The sequence below is a fragment of the Flexivirga sp. genome (genome assembly GCF_035551235.1).
Lineage (GTDB): Bacteria > Actinomycetota > Actinomycetes > Actinomycetales > Dermatophilaceae > Flexivirga.
This window is the reverse complement of the sequence record NZ_DASZNO010000030.1, coordinates 1-16894: the sequence shown is the minus strand read 5'-3', so window position 1 is coordinate 16894 and position 16894 is coordinate 1. Positions and strand designations below refer to the sequence as shown.

The 16894-nt window shown below is 67.8% G+C and carries 14 protein-coding genes and 2 tRNA genes; 15 read left to right on the top strand and 1 reads right to left on the bottom strand.

Annotation, left to right across the window (positions count from 1 at the left end; translation table 11 throughout):
* Positions 1-19 precede the first annotated feature (19 nt).
* The 13 genes from VG502_RS10280 to VG502_RS10220 all read left to right on the top strand — a co-directional run bounded on the left by VG502_RS10280 (position 20) and on the right by VG502_RS10220 (position 14111).
* Positions 20-808 (top strand): hypothetical protein, encoded by a 789-nt coding sequence (locus tag VG502_RS10280; protein WP_325549956.1) that lies wholly within the window; start codon positions 20-22, stop codon positions 806-808.
* A 245-nt stretch (positions 809-1053) separates the two neighbouring features.
* Complete coding sequence (gyrB, locus tag VG502_RS10275; protein WP_414655724.1) at positions 1054-3144, top strand: DNA topoisomerase (ATP-hydrolyzing) subunit B; 2091 nt, start codon at positions 1054-1056, stop codon at positions 3142-3144.
* 194 nt (positions 3145-3338) lie between these two features.
* Entirely contained in the window at positions 3339-6014 is a 2676-nt protein-coding gene (gyrA, locus tag VG502_RS10270) for a DNA gyrase subunit A (protein ID WP_325549954.1), read from the top strand.
* Positions 6011-6622: a DUF3566 domain-containing protein gene (locus VG502_RS10265; protein WP_325549953.1), complete on the top strand. Its 612-nt coding sequence runs from the start codon at positions 6011-6013 to the stop codon at positions 6620-6622. Before gyrA ends, VG502_RS10265 begins: the two co-directional genes overlap by 4 nt.
* Before the next feature lie 141 nt (positions 6623-6763).
* Positions 6764-6840 (top strand) — tRNA-Ile (locus tag VG502_RS10260).
* Positions 6841-6871: 31 nt separating this feature from the next.
* Positions 6872-7006 carry a DLW-39 family protein gene (locus tag VG502_RS10255; protein WP_325549952.1) on the top strand — a complete coding sequence of 45 codons (135 nt, stop codon included), beginning with the start codon at positions 6872-6874 and terminating at the stop codon, positions 7004-7006.
* 34 nt (positions 7007-7040) lie between these two features.
* A tRNA-Ala gene (locus VG502_RS10250) sits at positions 7041-7116 on the top strand.
* Positions 7117-7376: 260 nt separating this feature from the next.
* Positions 7377-9527 carry a transketolase gene (tkt, locus tag VG502_RS10245; protein ID WP_325549951.1) on the top strand — a complete coding sequence of 717 codons (2151 nt, stop codon included), beginning with the start codon at positions 7377-7379 and terminating at the stop codon, positions 9525-9527.
* Positions 9528-9623: 96 nt separating this feature from the next.
* Entirely contained in the window at positions 9624-10760 is a 1137-nt protein-coding gene (gene tal, locus VG502_RS10240) for a transaldolase (RefSeq protein WP_325549950.1), read from the top strand.
* Complete coding sequence (gene rpe / locus VG502_RS10235) at positions 10757-11449, top strand: ribulose-phosphate 3-epimerase (RefSeq protein ID WP_325549949.1); 693 nt, start codon at positions 10757-10759, stop codon at positions 11447-11449. Before tal ends, rpe begins: the two co-directional genes overlap by 4 nt.
* Positions 11450-11481: 32 nt before the next feature.
* Positions 11482-11955 carry a ribose-5-phosphate isomerase gene (locus VG502_RS10230; RefSeq protein ID WP_325549948.1) on the top strand — a complete coding sequence of 158 codons (474 nt, stop codon included), beginning with the start codon at positions 11482-11484 and terminating at the stop codon, positions 11953-11955.
* Between the two features lie 45 nt (positions 11956-12000).
* Positions 12001-13020 (top strand): class II fructose-bisphosphate aldolase, encoded by a 1020-nt coding sequence (gene fbaA, locus VG502_RS10225; RefSeq protein WP_325549947.1) that lies wholly within the window; start codon positions 12001-12003, stop codon positions 13018-13020.
* 65 nt (positions 13021-13085) lie between these two features.
* The gene (locus VG502_RS10220; protein ID WP_325549946.1) at positions 13086-14111 is read left to right on the top strand and encodes a 6-phosphofructokinase; all 1026 of its coding nucleotides are present in this window, start codon (positions 13086-13088) and stop codon (positions 14109-14111) included.
* 4 nt (positions 14112-14115) lie between these two features.
* Here the strand turns inward: VG502_RS10220 and VG502_RS10215 are convergent, their stop codons facing one another.
* A complete protein-coding gene (locus VG502_RS10215; RefSeq protein WP_325549945.1) occupies positions 14116-15456 on the bottom strand; it encodes a helix-turn-helix transcriptional regulator in 1341 nt (446 codons plus the stop codon).
* Between the two features lie 199 nt (positions 15457-15655).
* On the opposite strand from VG502_RS10215, the gene hxlB reads away from it, so the two are divergent.
* Together hxlB and hxlA are read left to right on the top strand one after the other, a co-directional pair.
* The gene (gene hxlB / locus VG502_RS10210) at positions 15656-16255 is read left to right on the top strand and encodes a 6-phospho-3-hexuloisomerase (RefSeq protein WP_325549944.1); all 600 of its coding nucleotides are present in this window, start codon (positions 15656-15658) and stop codon (positions 16253-16255) included.
* Between the two features lie 66 nt (positions 16256-16321).
* A partial coding sequence (hxlA, locus tag VG502_RS10205; RefSeq protein ID WP_325549943.1) for a 3-hexulose-6-phosphate synthase occupies positions 16322-16894 on the top strand: 573 nt, incomplete at its 3' end.

The following is a 16894-nucleotide window of genomic DNA, read 5'->3' as shown; positions in this document are numbered from 1 at the left end:
CGGCAGGAAGCAGTTCAACGTGAGTCATGACCAACCCGGTCAGGGCGACCCGGGCAGGGGCCGGGACGAGTTCGACCATTTCTTCAGTGACCGCAGCGGCTCCAGCGCATCGCAGGATCCCGACACCACGGCGTGGGCCAACTCGGCCGAAGCCGATGCGGACCGCACCCAGGCGACCGGTCACGCGCCATACGTTCGCCCCCCGCAGCCGCAGCAGTATGACGAATACGCTCCAGCCGACCAGAGCGGCTACCACCAGCCCGCGGCCTACTACGAGGAGCCGCCGCAGCGTCGCGGTGCCATGTGGGCGCCGGTCGCGGTGATCGTCGCATCGCTGGCGATCGTCGCCGTGGTGATCGCGATCATCCTGAACAACTCCAGCGGCAAGATGGCCAATGGCGCCTTCACACCGACCCGGACCGTGACCCAGACGACGACCCCGGACCAGTCGCAGTCCTCATCGGGCTCGTCCTCATCACAGAGCCCCAGCTCGTCGTCCTCGTCGTCGTCCTCCTCCTCATCCTCGTCGTCCAGCAGTCCCAGTTCGTCCACGGGGGCGTCGGAGCTGCCGGCTTCCGCCGGATCATGTCCGGGATCGGACTCCTACGGCACCGGACCCAAGACGTCCTGCAGCTTCGCCGGCGTGGTCTCGACGCTCTACAGCGCGAAGAAGGACAAGGACGGCAACGCCTCGTTCCGCGCCAAGTCGCCGGAGACCCACGACAACTACAAGGTCACCTGCCAGGCGGGCTCCTACGTCACCTGCACGACCGAGACCGGAGCGATCGTCTACATCGTGCGCAAGTGACGGATCCGTTAACGCGGCGTTGACGCGCTCGCGGCCCCGGTCGCGTGTAGGGAGTCGTGAAGCGCTTTGTTCGACCGGCATAGTGCCGTTCACGGCACGTCAAGCGCGGTTCGGCGGCTCGGACAGGGTATGCTAGGAGACAGATTCTGAGCACTTGATGTTGGCTGATGCGGCTCGCCTCCCGGCGGGCCGCAGGCGTGCCCGGCTCAGCTTCCATTCGCGTCCCACTCCACCCAAGGAGCACTGTGTCCGACACCGCTGCGCAGCAATCACCTGACGAACAGAACCCGGCGAGCTCGCCGGCCAAGCAGGACGACGGCGGCGCATCGACATACGGTGCCGACGACATCCAGGTGCTCGAGGGTCTGGAGGCCGTCCGCAAGCGCCCCGGCATGTACATCGGGTCGACCGGCCCCCGCGGCCTGCACCACCTGGTCACCGAGATCGTCGACAACGCGGTGGACGAGGCGATGGCCGGGTATGGCGACCACATCGAGGTCACCATCCTGCCCGACGGCGCCGTGCGCGTGCGTGACCACGCCCGCGGCATACCCGTGGAGATCAACGAGGCGTATGGCGTCTCGACCGTCGAGCTGGTCCTGACCCAGCTGCACGCGGGTGGCAAGTTCGGTGGCGGCGGCTACAAGGTGTCCGGTGGCCTGCACGGCGTCGGCTCATCCGTCGTCAACGCCCTGTCGACCAAGCTGACCGCGGAGGTCCGTCGGGACGGCAAGATCCACTACATGGAGTTCGACCACGGCGACCCGCTCGGGTCGCTGGAGGTTATCGGCCAGACCGACCAGTCCGACCACGGCACCACGATCACCTTCTGGGCCGACCCGGAGATCTTCGAGAGCGTCGACTACGACTTCGAGACGATCCGGGCCCGGTTCCAGCAGTACGCCTTCCTCAACAAGGGCCTGGCGATCACGCTCACCGACGAGCGCGTCCAGCAGGTCGACGAGGGCGCCGAGGAGGAAGCGCTCGCCGGCGCCACGGCACAGGACGAGGTCGAGGACGAGTCGGGCAAGGCCAAGACCGTCACCTACCGCTACGACGACGGCCTGATCGACTACGTCAAGCACCTCAACGCGTCCAAGCGCAGCGAGCCGGTGCACGACGACATCATCGCCTTCGAGCACGAGGATCCCGACCGGCTGCTGTCGGTCGAGATCGCGATGCAGTGGACCACGGCATACAGCGAGTCGGTCCACACCTACGCCAACGCGATCAACACCCACGAGGGCGGCACGCACGAAGAGGGTTTCCGCACGGCGATGACCTCGCTGGTCAACACCTTCGCGCGCAACCAGAAGCTGCTCAAGGAGAAGGACGACAACCTCACCGGTGACGACATCCGCGAGGGCCTGACCGCAGTCGTGTCGGTCAAGCTCGGTGAGCCGCAGTTCGAGGGGCAGACCAAGACCAAGCTCGGCAACTCCGAGGTCAAGGGCTTCGTGCAGAGCGCGGTCCGCGACGAGTTCGAGCACTGGCTGGCGCAGCACCCGCGCGAAGGACAGGCGATCGTGCGCAAGTCGATCCAGTCCGCAGCAGCCCGTATGGCGGCGCGCAAGGCGCGCGAGGCAACGCGGCGCAAGGGCCTGCTGGACAGCGCGGCGATGCCGGGCAAGCTCAAGGACTGCCAGAGCAACGACCCGACGATCTCCGAGGTGTTCATCGTCGAGGGCGACTCGGCCGGCGGTTCGGCAGTGCAGGGCCGCAACCCGTTCAACCAGGCGATCCTGCCGATCCGCGGGAAGATCCTGAATGTCGAGAAGGCGCGCATCGACAAGGTGCTGGCCAACAACGAGGTGCAGTCGCTGATCTCGGCGTTCGGCACCGGCTTCGGCGAAGAGTTCGAGATCGAAAAGGCGCGCTATCACAAGATCGTGCTGATGGCCGATGCCGACGTTGACGGCATGCACATCCGCACCCTGCTGCTGACCCTGCTGTTCCGCTTCATGCGACCGCTGATCGAGGCCGGTTACGTCTATCTCGCGCAGCCGCCGCTCTACCGGATCAAGTGGAGCAACCGGGAGCACGAGTTCGCGTTCTCCGACAAGGAACGCGACGGTCTGTTGAAGATCGGCCAGGCGAACGGCGGCCGGCTGCCCAAGGAGAACCCCTACCAGCGCTACAAGGGTCTGGGCGAGATGAACTACCAGGAGCTGTGGGAGACCACCATGGATCCGGACCACCGCACCCTGCTGCAGGTGACGCTCGACGACGCCGCCGCTGCCGACGAGATCTTCGCGATCCTGATGGGTGAGGACGTCGAGAGCCGACGCGGGTTCATCCAGCGCAACGCCAAGGACGTCCGGTTCCTCGACATCTGAGTTGTCTTGTTCGCCTCCTCGCAGCCCGGTCCGTTGCGCTCCGCTCGCAAGCTCGCGGACGCCCCGTCCCGTGCTGGTCGTCGGCTCACGGCGGGTCGGCTGAGGTGCGGCGAGACCTCTCGTGCGCTGTCGCCCCAGCCGAGCCGGCATCGCCATACAAAGCTTCTGAATTGCATTGAGAATGAAGGAAACTCATGACTGACGACACCTTGCCTCCCGGTGGTCCCACCGACGGCGACGGGCCACGTTCGAATGTCGACCCGATCGACCTCAACACCGAGATGCAGCGCAGCTACATCGACTACGCGCTGGCGGTCATCGTCAGCCGAGCGCTGCCGGACGTGCGCGACGGCATGAAGCCCGTGCACCGGCGCATCGTCTACGCGATGTTCGACGGTGGCTACCGCCCGGACCGCGGCTACAACAAGTGCAGCCGTGTCGTCGGTGACGTCATGGGTCAGTACCACCCGCACGGCGACAGCGCGATCTATGACGCGATGGTCCGCCTCGTGCAGCCGTGGTCGATGCGCTACCCGCTGGTCGACGGGCAGGGCAACTTCGGTTCGCCGGGCAACGACGGTGCCGCAGCGCCCCGATACACCGAGTGCCGGATGGCGCCGCTGGCCATGGAGCTGGTGCGCGACATCGAGAAGGAAACCGTCGACTTCGAGCCCAACTACGACGGCAAGACGATGCAGCCGACCGTGCTGCCGGCCCGCTTCCCGAACCTGCTGGTCAACGGCGCCTCCGGCATCGCGGTCGGTATGGCGACCCAGATCCCGCCGCACAACCTGCGCGAGGTCGCGGCCGGTGCGCAGTGGCTGCTGGAGCACCCGGAGTGCTCCCGCGAGGAGCTGCTGGAGAAGCTGCTCGAGATCATCCCCGGCCCCGACTTCCCGACCGGTGCCCTGATCATGGGCCGCAAGGGCATCGAGGACGCCTACCGGACCGGACGCGGCTCGATCGTCATGCGCGCCGTCGTCAACGTCGAGGAGATCCAGGGACGCCAGTGCCTCGTCGTCACCGAGCTGCCCTACCAGGTCAACCCGGATGCGCTGGCCGAGAAGATCGCGACCCTGGTGCGCGACGGGCGCATCGGCGGCATCGCCGACCTGCGCGATGAGACCTCGGGCCGCACCGGCCAGCGACTGGTCGTGGTGCTCAAGCGCGACGCCGTCGCCAAGGTCGTCCTGAACAACCTCTACAAGCACACCCAGCTGCAGCAGAGTTTCGGCGCCAACATGCTGGCGCTGGTCGACGGTGTGCCGCGCACACTGCCGATCTCGGCATTCATCCGCTACTGGGTCGAGCACCAGGTCGACGTCATCCAGCGCCGGACGACCTACCTGCTGCGCCGGGCCGAGGAGCAGATCCACATCCTGCGCGGCTACCTCAAGGCGCTCGACGCGCTCGACGAGGTCATCGCCCTGATCCGCCGCAGCCCGTCCGCCGAAGAGGCCCGGGGCGGCCTGATGTCGCTGCTGGACGTCGACGAGATCCAGGCGACCGCGATCCTGAACCTCCAGCTGCGCCGACTTGCCGCCCTGGAGCGGCAGCGGATCATCGACGAGCACGACGAGCTGCAGCGCGCCATCGAGGACTACCGCGACATCCTGGCCAAGCCGGAGCGGCAGCGGCAGATCGTCAGCGACGAGCTAGCCGAGATCGTCGAGCGGTATGGCGACGAGCGACGCACCCACATCGTGCCCTTCGACGGCGACATGTCCATGGAGGACCTGATCCCCGAGGAGGACGTCGTCGTCACGATCACTCGTGGTGGCTACGCCAAGCGGACCAAGACCAGCGAATACCGCTCGCAACGGCGCGGTGGCAAGGGTGTGCGCGGTGCGAACCTGCGCGGCGATGACGTGGTGTCGCACTTCTTCACCACGACGACGCACCAGTGGCTGTTGTTCTTCACCAATGCCGGACGCGTCTACCGCGCCAAGGCCTACGAGCTGCCCGAGGGAAGCCGCGACTCCAAGGGCCAGCACGTCGCCAATCTGCTGGCCTTCCAGCCCGGCGAGCAGATCGCGCAGGTCATGGCCCTGGGTGATTACGAGCAGGCGCCATACCTCCTGCTGGCCACGAAGCGCGGACTGGTCAAGAAGACCAAGCTGACCGACTACGACTCCCCGCGCTCCGGCGGCCTGATCGCCGTCAACCTGCGTGACGGCGACGAGCTGGTCGGCGCCGGCCTGGCCAGCTCCGAGGACGACGTGCTGCTGGTGTCTCGTAAGGGGCAGTCGGTGCGCTTCCACGCCACGGACGACACGTTGCGGCCGATGGGCCGCTCGACCTCCGGCGTGACCGGGATGAAGTTCCGCGACGGCGACGAGCTGCTGTCGATGAACATCGTGGCCGACGGCACCGACCCGGACGTCTTCGTGGTCTTCGAGAACGGCCTTGCCAAGCGCACCGCGGCGTCGGACTACCCGGTCAAGGGCCGGGCGACGCTCGGTGTGAAGGTCGCCTCGATCTCCGACCGCGGCGGCGACCTGGTGGGCGCACTGACCGTCGACGAGACGGACGAGGTGCTCGTGGTGATGGAGAAGGGCAAGATCGTCCGCTCCCCCGTCATCGAGATCCGTCGCACCGGCCGGTCGACCCAGGGAGTGCAGTTCGCGACCCCGGACAAGAAGGATTCGATCGTGGCCGTTGCGCGGAACGCCGAGCGCGAAGTCGAAGACGACCAGGATGATGGCGTACCGTCGGGCGAGTCGTCGAGTGACGGATCGTCTGACGAACGGACCGACGACACGGACGCCGAGACCCCGGTCATCGACCATCCGGTCGAGGCGGACGAGCAGACTGACAGTGACCAGCCTGAGACCGAACAGACTCCGGACGAGCCGGGAGACGATGAGTGAGCACTGACGGATCCGACGCCGACAAGGGCGCCGGGGCGACCGCGACCGATGCCGGCGGTGCCGTGCGTCTTCCGGGCGCGGCAGCCGGCGGTAAGAAGCGCGCGACACCTCCACGGCAAGCGCCGCGGCCGGGCTCGAAGAGCGGCACGGCCGGTGGCGCGAAGGGGCGGCCGGTCAAGGCCGGCCAGCGGCGCCCCGCGCCGCGTGCGGGAGGCGGCCCGGCCCGTCGTCCCGGCGGCCGGAGCACCCCGCGCCGGGTGCGGCTGACGCTGTCCCGGGTCGACCCCTGGTCGGTCATGAAGATCGCGTTCCTGCTGTCCGTGGCGATCGGCATCGCCATGGTCGTGATGATCGCGATGCTGTGGATCGTGTTGCAGGGCATGGGTGTCTGGGACAACGTCAACGAGCTGCTGCGCACGCTCGAGACGAGTGGCAAGACGTTCGACATCATGGACTACGTCGGCTTCGGCCGGGTCGTCTCGCTGTCGGTCGTCATCGCAGTCGTCGACGTGTTGCTGATGACCGCCCTGGCGACCCTCGGCGCGTTCCTCTACAACATCTGCTCCTCGCTGGTCGGCGGCGTGCAGATGACCCTGTCGGACGAATAGCAGAGCCTCGTGGGTCGAGTAGCGACGGAGGAGCGTATCGAGACCGAGCGCCATACGATCCCGTTTTGGTTCTGCCGCCCTTGGTGAGATAGTCTCGTCCGGCGCCTGCGGCATTCTGCGGCAGGTCGTCGGACGGTGCACGGGCCTATAGCTCAGTCGGTTAGAGCGCTTCCCTGATAAGGAAGAGGTCACAGGTTCAAGTCCTGTTAGGCCCACCACCCGCCGTTCCGCAGTCGATCGGAGCCCGTGATGTTGAAGAAGCTCGTCGTACTGCTGGGCCTCGCCGGCCTGGCCGTCGCAGCCAAGCAGAAGCTCGCCCAGAAGAACGACACCAAGGACCTGTGGGCGCAAGCCGCCGACAAGCCGGGAGACACCAACAACTGATCTGATCGGCCGCCGGATGGTGGCCCTCAGTTCCGGGGACTTAGCTCAGCTGGTAGAGCACCGCCTTTGCAAGGCGGGGGTCAGGGGTTCGAGCCCCCTAGTCTCCACCACCACAACGACATACGCACCATCCGAGATGAACGGCCGCTTCCCCTGAGGGAGGCGGCCGTTCGTCGTCCCGCGCCGGGTCGGAAGGGCCTGATTGCCACCCTCCGGGTGGTCCCATTGGGGAGGACCAACCCGAAAGGATAGTGAGAACCGTCACAAAATGGCGTTATCACTACCCGTTTGTCCCTACAGGATGGTCCTCAACCGAGGAAGCAGCTATCCGGCCACCGTAGATCGATGGCCAACCCGAAGGGACAAGACAGTGACTTCAACAGCGACACCGACCCGGCTCCCCGCCGAAGCCCCTGACCTGGACTGGACCGATCTGGACCGGCGTGCTGTCGATACCGTCCGAGTGCTGGCCGCCGACGCGGTCGAGAAGGTCGGCAACGGCCACCCCGGCACCGCGATGAGCCTGGCGCCGGCGGCATACCTCCTGTTCCAGAAGTTGATCCGTCACGACCCGACCGACGCGACCTGGTCGGGCCGGGACCGCTTCATCCTGTCGCCGGGTCACTCCTCGCTGACCCTCTACATCCAGCTCTACCTTGCCGGCTACGGCCTGGAGATGAAGGACCTGGAGGCGCTGCGTACCTGGGGCTCGCTGACCCCCGGACACCCGGAGTACAAGCACACCCCCGGTGTGGAGATCACCACCGGGCCGCTCGGTCAGGGCCTGGCGTCCTCGGTCGGCTTCGCCTACTCCCAGCGCCGCCTGCGCGGCCTGTTCGACGCCGACGCCCCGGCCGGTACCAGCCCGTTCGACCACACCGTCTGGGTGATCGCCTCCGACGGTGACCTGCAGGAGGGCGTCACCTCCGAGGCGTCCTCGCTGGCCGGTCACCAGGAGCTCGGCAACCTGGTGGTGCTGTACGACGAGAACCACATCTCCATCGAGGACGACACCGACGTCGCCTTCACCGAGGACGTTCTCAAGCGGTACGAGTCCTACGGCTGGCACACCCAGCGGGTGGACTGGACCCGCACCGGTGACTATGTCGAGGACGTCGAGGAGCTGTATGCCGCTCTCGTCGCCGCCAAGGCGGAGACCTCCCGCCCGTCCATCATCTCGTTGCGCACGATCATCGGGTACCCGTCGCCGAAGAAGCAGAACACCGGCGGGATCCACGGCGCGGCGCTCGGTGCCGATGAGGTCGCCGGCCTCAAGGAGGTGCTGGGCTTCGACCCGGCGCGCAGCTTCGAGATCGACGACGAGGTGCTGGCACACGCCCGCGAGGTCGTCGGTCGCGGAACGACGGCTCGGGCGCAGTGGCAGGAGTCGTTCGATGCCTGGCAGGCGGCGAACCCGGACCTGGCCAAGCTCCTGCAGCGCATCGAGGCCGGCGAGCTGCCGGCCGAGCTGGACAGTGTGCTGCCGCAGTTCCCGGCCGGCAAGGATGTGTCCACCCGCGCCGCATCCGGCAAGGTCATCAACGCGGCCGCCGGCGTCATGCCGGAGCTGTGGGGTGGGTCCTCCGACCTGGCCGGCTCCAACAACACCACGATCGAGGGCGCGCCGTCGTTCATCCCGGCGTCCCGTTCGACCCAGTCCTGGACGGGCAACCCGCAGGGCCGGGTGCTGCACTTCGGCATCCGGGAGCACGCCGCTGCGTCGATCGTGAACGGCATCCACCTGAGCGGTCCCACGCGAGCGTTCTCCGGGACGTTCCTGATCTTCAGTGACTACCAGCGTCCCGCCATCCGGCTGTCCGCACTCATGGGCGTGCCCTCCATCTACGTGTGGTCGCACGACTCGATCGGCCTGGGCGAGGACGGCCCGACGCACCAGCCGGTCGAGCAGCTGGCCACCCTGCGCGCCATACCCGGCCTCGACGTGGTGCGACCCGGCGACGCCAACGAGGTGGCGGTCGCGTGGCGGAGCGTCCTGGGCAACCTGGAGAACCCCGCGGGACTGGTCCTGACCCGGCAGAACATCCCGGTGTTCGAGCGCGGCGAGGGTGCCGCCACCGGAGACACCTTCGGCTCCGCCGAGGGTGCGGCCCGCGGCGCATACGTGCTGGCCGAGGCGTCCCGCGATGGCGCCACGGTGCCGGCGCAGGTGCTGCTGATCGCCACCGGCTCCGAGGTCCAGCTGGCCGTCGAGGCCCGCGAGACCCTGCAGGCCGAGGGCATCGCCACCCGAGTCGTCTCGGTGCCGTGCCTGGAGTGGTTCGACCAGCAGGACGAGGCCTACCGGGAGTCCGTCCTGCCCGCCTCGGTGACCGCGCGTGTCTCGGTCGAGGCCGGCCTGGACCTGACGTGGAAGGGAATCGTCGGCGACGCCGGCCGCAGCGTGAGCCTCGAGCACTACGGCGCCTCGGCCGACTATCAGCGCCTGTTCCAGGAGTTCGGGATCACCGCGGACGCCGTCGTGGCCGCCGCCCGCGAGTCCCTCGCCGCCGCTGCCGGCTGAACCGGCGGCCCCGTCTTCGGTCGGCGTTCCGGTGCTGCTCCGGGGCGCCGACCGAAATCCAACCTCACCATCCCTTGCAAGGAAGAAGTAGAAGTCATGGCAACCACCACTCCCACCGCACAGCTCTCCGCCGCCGGCGTGTCCATCTGGCTGGACGACCTGTCCCGCGAGCGACTGGACAGCGGCAGCCTGCAGCGCCTGATCGACGAGAAGAACGTCGTCGGCGTGACCACCAACCCCTCCATCTTCCAGGCCGCGATCACCTCCGGGAGCGACTACGCCCCCAAGATCGAGAAGCTGGCCGCACAGGGTGCCGGGGTCGACGAGACGATCTTCGAGATCACCACCGCCGATGTGGCCGACGCATGTGACCTCTTCGCCGGCACCGCCGCTGCGACCCAGGGAGTGGACGGCCGGGTCTCGATCGAGGTCGACCCGCGCCTGGCCTGGGACACCGACGGCACGATCGCCGAGGCGAAGCGGCTGCACCAGAAGGTCGCCAAGGACAACGTCCTGATCAAGATCCCCGCCACCGTCGAGGGACTGGGCGCGATCGCCGCAGTGCTGGCCGACGGCATCAGCGTCAACGTCACCCTGATCTTCTCGCTCGAGCGGTACCGCGCGGTCATCGACGCCTTCCAGAGCGGGCTGGAGCAGGCCAAGAAGCGCGGACACGACCTGTCCACGATCCATTCGGTGGCGTCCTTCTTCGTGTCCCGGGTGGACACCGAGATCGACAAGCGGCTGGACGCGCTCGGCACGCCGGAGGCGGCCGCCCTGCGCGGCAAGGCCGCCCTGGCGAACGCCCGCCTGGCGTACCAGGTCTACGAGGAGGAGTTCTCCACCGACCGTTGGGCCGCCCTGGCTGCCGACGGTGCCCGTCCGCAGCGGGCGCTGTGGGCCTCGACCGGTGTCAAGGACCCGGCATACCCCGACACCCTGTACGTCACGGAGCTGGTGGCGGCCGATGTCGTCAACACCATGCCGGAGAAGACGCTCGACGCGACCTTCGACCACGGTCCGGTCACCGGCGACACGATCTCCGGAACGTATGGCGAAGCCGCCGAGGTGCTGAAGGCGCTCGCGGGCCTGGGCATCTCGTACACCGAGGTGGTCAACCAGCTGGAGTCGGAGGGACTGGAGAAGTTCGTGGCCAGCTGGAACGAGCTCCTCGCCGATGTCGAGAACGCGCTGTCCACCGCGGCGGGCGCCCTGAGCGAGGCCCGGTCATGAGCTCGCCGACCTGTCGCATCAATCCGAGCATCCTGTCGGCCGACTTCGCCAATCTGGAAGCCGAGCTGGGCCGGATCAGCAACGCCGACGCTGCCCACGTCGACGTGATGGACAACCACTTCGTGCCGAACCTGACCCTCGGCGTACCCGTGGTGGAGCGCCTGCAGCAGGTCAGCCCGGTGCCGCTGGACGCGCACCTGATGATCGCCGAGGTCGACCGCTGGGCACCGGCATACGCAGACATGGGCCTGTCCTCGGTCACCTTCCACGTCGAGGCGTCCAATGCTCCCGTCAAGCTGGCCCGGGAACTGCGCGCACGCGGTGCCAAGGCCGGTATGGCGCTGCGACCCGCCACTCCCGTCGAGCCCTACCTCGACATGCTGCCGGAGCTCGACATGCTGCTCATCATGACCGTCGAGCCGGGCTTCGGCGGCCAGGCCTTCCTCGATGTCACCGTCCCGAAGATCCGCCGGGCCCGCGCCGCCGTGGACCAGGCCGGGGTCGACGTCGCCATACAGGTCGATGGCGGCATCACCGAGGAGACGATCACCCGCGCCGCCGAGGCCGGTGCCAACGTCTTCGTCGCCGGATCGTCGGTCTACGGCAAGCCGTCACCCGCGGATGCCATCGAGTCGCTGCGCGCCGGCGGACTGCTCGCGATGTCCCGTACACCCGTGCCCGCGACCTGACCCGATCACACACCTGGAAAGGACCACCACTCATGCGTGTTCACATCGCCACCGACCATGCCGGCCTGGAACTCAGCGCCGCCCTGATCGACTCGTTGTCCGCCAAGGGCTACGAGATGGTCAACCATGGACCCGTCGACTACGACGCGGAGGACGACTACCCGGGGTTCTGCATCAACGCGGCACAGGCCGTCGTCCGGGACCAGGCCGCGGGCGTCGATGCGCTCGGAATCGTGCTCGGCGGTTCCGGCAACGGCGAACAGATCTCCGCGAACAAGGTCGAAGGGGTGCGCGCCGCCCTGGTGTGGAACACCGAGACCGCCAAGCTCGCCCGTGAGCACAACGACGCCAACGTCGTGGCTGTTGGCGGTCGCCAGCACAGCGTCGAGGAGGCGACCGCACTCATCGAGGCGTTCCTGACCGAACCGTTCAGCAACGCCGCGCGGCACCAGCGGCGGATCGGCAAGATCGCCGCCTACGAGACCACCGGTGAAGTACCCGCCTGAGTACGGCGAGCCCCCCGAACCATCCAGCGTCAGTGAGAAGGAAGCATGCCCATCGCAACCCCGGAGATCTACTCCGAGATGATCGACCGCGCCAAGGCGGGTGGATTCGCCTACCCGGCGGTCAACGTGACGTCCTCGCAGACGCTGAACGCTGCGCTGCAGGGCTTCGCCGATGCCGGATCCGATGGCATCGTGCAGGTCTCCACCGGCGGTGCGGCGTACTGGTCCGGCGCCGGGATCAAGAACATGGTCGCCGGGGCGCTCAACTTCGCTGCGTACGCCCGTGAGGCCGCACGTCAGTACCCGGTGAACATCGCCCTGCACACCGACCACTGCCCGCGCGAGAAGCTGGACGACTTCGTGCTGCCGCTGCTGGCCGCATCCGAAGCAGCGGTCGGACGGGGTCAGGACCCGATCTTCAACTCGCACATGTGGGACGGCTCGGCCGAGACGCTCGAGGACAACCTCCGCATCGGCCGCGAACTGCTCTCCCGTACGGCGGCCGCACACATCGTCCTCGAGGTCGAGATCGGCACCGTCGGCGGTGAGGAGGACGGTGTCGAGAACGCCATCAACGACAAGCTCTACAGCACCGTCGCCGACGGACAGGCGACCGTCGAGGCGCTCGGTGCGGGCGAGCACGGCCGCTACCTGACGGCACTGACCTTCGGGAATGTGCACGGTGTCTACAAGCCCGGCAACGTCAAGCTGCGCCCGCAGATCCTCCACGACATCCAGGAGGCGGTCGGGGCGTCCGTCGGCAAGGAACGCCCGTTCGACCTGGTCTTCCACGGCGGATCGGGCTCGACCCCGCAGGAGATCAGTGACGCGGTGTCCTACGGCGTGATCAAGATGAACATCGACACCGATACCCAGTACGCCTTCACCCGGCCGATCGCCGGCCACATGCTCGGCAACTACGACGGTGTCCTCAAGGTGGACGGCGAGGTCGGCAACAAGAAGTTGTACGACCCCCGGGTCTGGGGCGCTGCCGCCGAGCAGGGCATGGCGGCCCGCGTCGTGGAGGCGGCCACCCAACTCGGATCCGCCGACAAGTCCAGCTGACACCGCCGGCCACCACCAACCAGCAGAGGTCACGACACGCGCTCGCGACGACGAAGGGACTCGCCATGAAGATCGGCATCCTCACCTCCGGCGGAGACTGTCCGGGCCTCAACGCGGTCATCCGTGGCGCGGTGCTCAAGGGTGACGCCGTCCACGGGCTGCAGTTCATGGGCTACCGGGACGGCTGGCGCGGTGTCGTCGAAGGCGACGCCATCGCGCTGCGGCGCAGCATGGTCACAGGCATCGCCAAGTCGGGCGGCACCATCCTCGGCACCTCCCGGACCAACCCGTTCGAGAACGGCGGCGGCCCCGATACGATCCGGCGCCGCATGGCCGATCTGGGGATCGACGCCATCATCGCGATCGGTGGCGAGGGCACGCTGGCGGCCGCGAAGCGGCTCACCGACGCAGGGATCAGGATCGTCGGGGTGCCCAAGACGATCGACAACGACCTGGACGCCACCGACTACACCTTCGGCTTCGACACCGCGATCGAGATCGCCACCGAGGCCATGGACCGGCTGCGGACCACGGGCGAGTCACACCGGCGCTGCATGATCGCCGAGGTGATGGGCCGCCACGTCGGGTGGATCGCGCTGCACTCCGGTATGGCGTCCGGCGCCCACGTGATCCTGATCCCCGAGCAGCGGGTGAGCATGGACCAGATCGCCGGGTGGGTGAAGCTCGCCGACGATCGCGGTCGCGCACCGCTGGTGGTCGTCGCCGAGGGGTTCACCACCGACGAGATGGAGCAAGCGCACTCCGAGCGCGGGCTGGACGCTTTCGGCCGTCCCCGGCTCGGCGGCATCGCCAACCAGCTCGCACCCGAACTGGAGTCCCTCACGGGTATCGAGACGCGAGCGACGACCCTCGGCCACATCCAACGCGGTGGCACCCCGACCGCGTTCGACCGGGTGCTCGCCACGCGGCTCGGTATGGCGGCCATCGACTCGGTGGTTCAGGGACAGTGGGGCAGCATGGTGGCGTTGCGCGGCACCGAGATCATCCAGGTGGACCTCGCGGATGCGCTCGGCCAGCTCAAGGGCGTGCCGCAGCACCGGTATGACGAGGCCCGGATCCTGTTCGGATAGGGCCCTACTGGATGCCGTGGCTGTGTGCCAGGGCGATGGCCTCGGTGCGCGAACTGACGCCCAGTTTCTTGAACAGCTTGCGCACATGGAACTTCACGGTGTTCTCGCTGATCCCGAGAGTGGCCGCGATGGCGCGATTGCGACGCCCGGCCGCGAGCTGTTGCAGGACTTCCAGTTCGCGGGCGGCGAGATTCCAGCCGGCGACGTCACCGGACGGGGCCGCGGGCGGGTCCAGCGGAAGTGTCACGAACACATCTGCGCCCCAGCCGGACATGACCTCCAACCGCAACTGCCCGGCCAACGCCTCGACCTGTCGATTCAGCCGGCTGATGTTGGGGGCGCTCGCGGACAACGCGCCGCTGCCGTCGTCACGAATGTTGATCAGCAGGTTCTCGCCGTCGCAGTCCCATTGGGTCCTGATGCGGCTGATCGCGGGCTGCTCCATCATCGCGAGCACCAGCCCCCGGACGATCGCCCGCGCGGCGTGCGCGACCTCGCCGGGCAGGGCGCGGCCGTTCAGCGGAGGTTCGATGAACTCCACACCGATGCCACTGAAGCGCGTCAGTGGTCGGAGTTCCTCACGCAGCCGCTCGAAGGCGGTCCTCACCGGTTCCTTCACCAGGTCGGTGGTGCGGTCATTGAGGGTTCGCAGTCCGATCAGGGACTTGGCGGTCAGGTCGGTGACGGTCGACCGCGCCGTGGCGTCGTCGAGGGTGGACGAGCGCAGCGCGGCCAGCAATGTCTCCAGGGTGGTCGAGTGCAGGTCGGTCAGCTCCGCGGTCACCCGGAGCCGCTCGGCGGAGGCCGCCCGGGACTCCGCCAGGTATGACGGTGGCGCGTCGGTCACCTTCTCGTGGATCCGGCGGGCGGCGAGCCCCCACAGGTAGGAGAGAACCTCCAGGCGGTCCGCGCAGTCCTTGTCCGACGGATCGAGGTCCGCATCGGGGTCGGTGAGGACCAGCAGCGCACCACTGGCGGGGTACTGGAGGGCCAGCACCGGCCGTGCATGGTCGCCGATCTGCGCGTCACCGAACCACGGAGCCTCGTCCGGAACGAGGGCTCGCAACGCGTCCAGTTCGGTGATCGAGACGCGGGAGATGATCTCCTCCTCGCCGGCCTTCTTCTGCGGCCTGCCGGTGCAGTCCTCGGTGAAGATGATCAGCGCGCTGTTGGCCACGTATGGCGTCGCAGCCTCCCGCAGCCGGTCGGCGATCTGGGCGAGCGGGGCGTCCGTCAGCGCGGCCACGCGCTTCAGCAGCGGCCAGGGCAGGTCCAGTCGGGCATCGGGGCGGGCGGCGGTTCGGGCATCCGGGTGGGCATCCGGGTGGGCATCGAGCTGGGTCATGGGTCCTCCGGGGTCACCGGTTGATGTCGCCGCGTCTCGTGTTCGGCGGTCTGCGGCAGGGGAACTAACCCGAAAGTGTAGTGAAGACCGTCACAAAACAGTGTTACACCCACCCATTCGATCCGAAACCATGGTTGTCAACGCCGCAGCAGCCATCCGGGCGGCTACGGATCACCCACCGAGCCGAAGGGACAAGATCGTGTCTTCCGCACCCACTTCGACGCCCACCGTCTCCAGCACCTCCGAGGACGTCGCGCGCAATCTGAGCCTGGTCGGCAGCGAGATCACCGACACGGTGGCCAAGATCAACCCGGCCGAGTTGTCCGAGCTCTCCGATCACATCGGCCGTTCCGGCCGGGTGTTCGTCGCGGGCGCCGGCCGCAGCGGCCTGGTGTTGCGGATGGCCGCGATGCGCCTGATGCACCTGGGCCTGACCGTGCATATCGCCGGCGACACCACCACCCCTGCCATCGACGCCAGCGACCTGTTGATCGTGGCATCCGGGTCCGGCACCACGTCCGGCGTGGTCAAGGCCGCCGACACGGCCGCACGGGTCGGAGCGCGCATCGGGGTCTTCACCACCAACCCGAGTTCGCCCCTGGCGAAGCTCGCCGACGCGCTGGTCGTCATACCGGCTGCGCAGAAGACGGACCACGGGACCTCCGTGTCGCGGCAGTACGCCGGTTCGTTGTTCGAGCAGGCACTCTTCGTCGCCACCGAGGCTCTCTTCGCCTCGCTGTGGGAGAACGACTCCTCGCCCGCCGAGGAGCTGTGGCTGCGGCACGCCAACCTCGAGTAGGCCGGCCGTCCAGTTGACCACCTGTCCACGTACACATCGCACATCACAACAAGAAGGAAGATCATCATGAAGCTGCAAGTTGCCATGGACGTTCTGACCACGGAGGCCGCCCTCACGCTGGCCGGCCAGGTCGCCGAGCACGTCGACATCATCGAGCTCGGCACCCCTCTGATCAAGGCCGCGGGGCTCTCCGCCATCACCGCCGTCAAGGAGGCGCACCCGGACAAGGTCGTCTTCGCCGACCTGAAGACGATGGACGCCGGCGAGCTCGAGGCGGACATCGCGTTCAAGGCCGGTGCCGACCTCGTCACGATTCTGGGCGCCGCCGACGACTCGACCATCGCCGGTGCTGTCAAGGCCGCGACCGCTCACAACAAGGGCGTCGTCGTCGACCTGATCGGCGTGGCCGACAAGGTCACTCGTGCGAAGGAGGTTCGCGCATTGGGTGCGAAGTTCGTCGAGATGCACGCCGGGCTGGACGAGCAGGCGCAGCCCGGTTACGACTTGAACGGGCTGCTCAGCTCCGGAGAACAGGCACGTGTCCCGTTCTCCGTCGCCGGCGGAGTCAACCTGAAGACGATCGGCGACGTCCAGCGCGCCGGCGCCGACGTCGCAGTCGTCGGTGGATCCATCTACAGC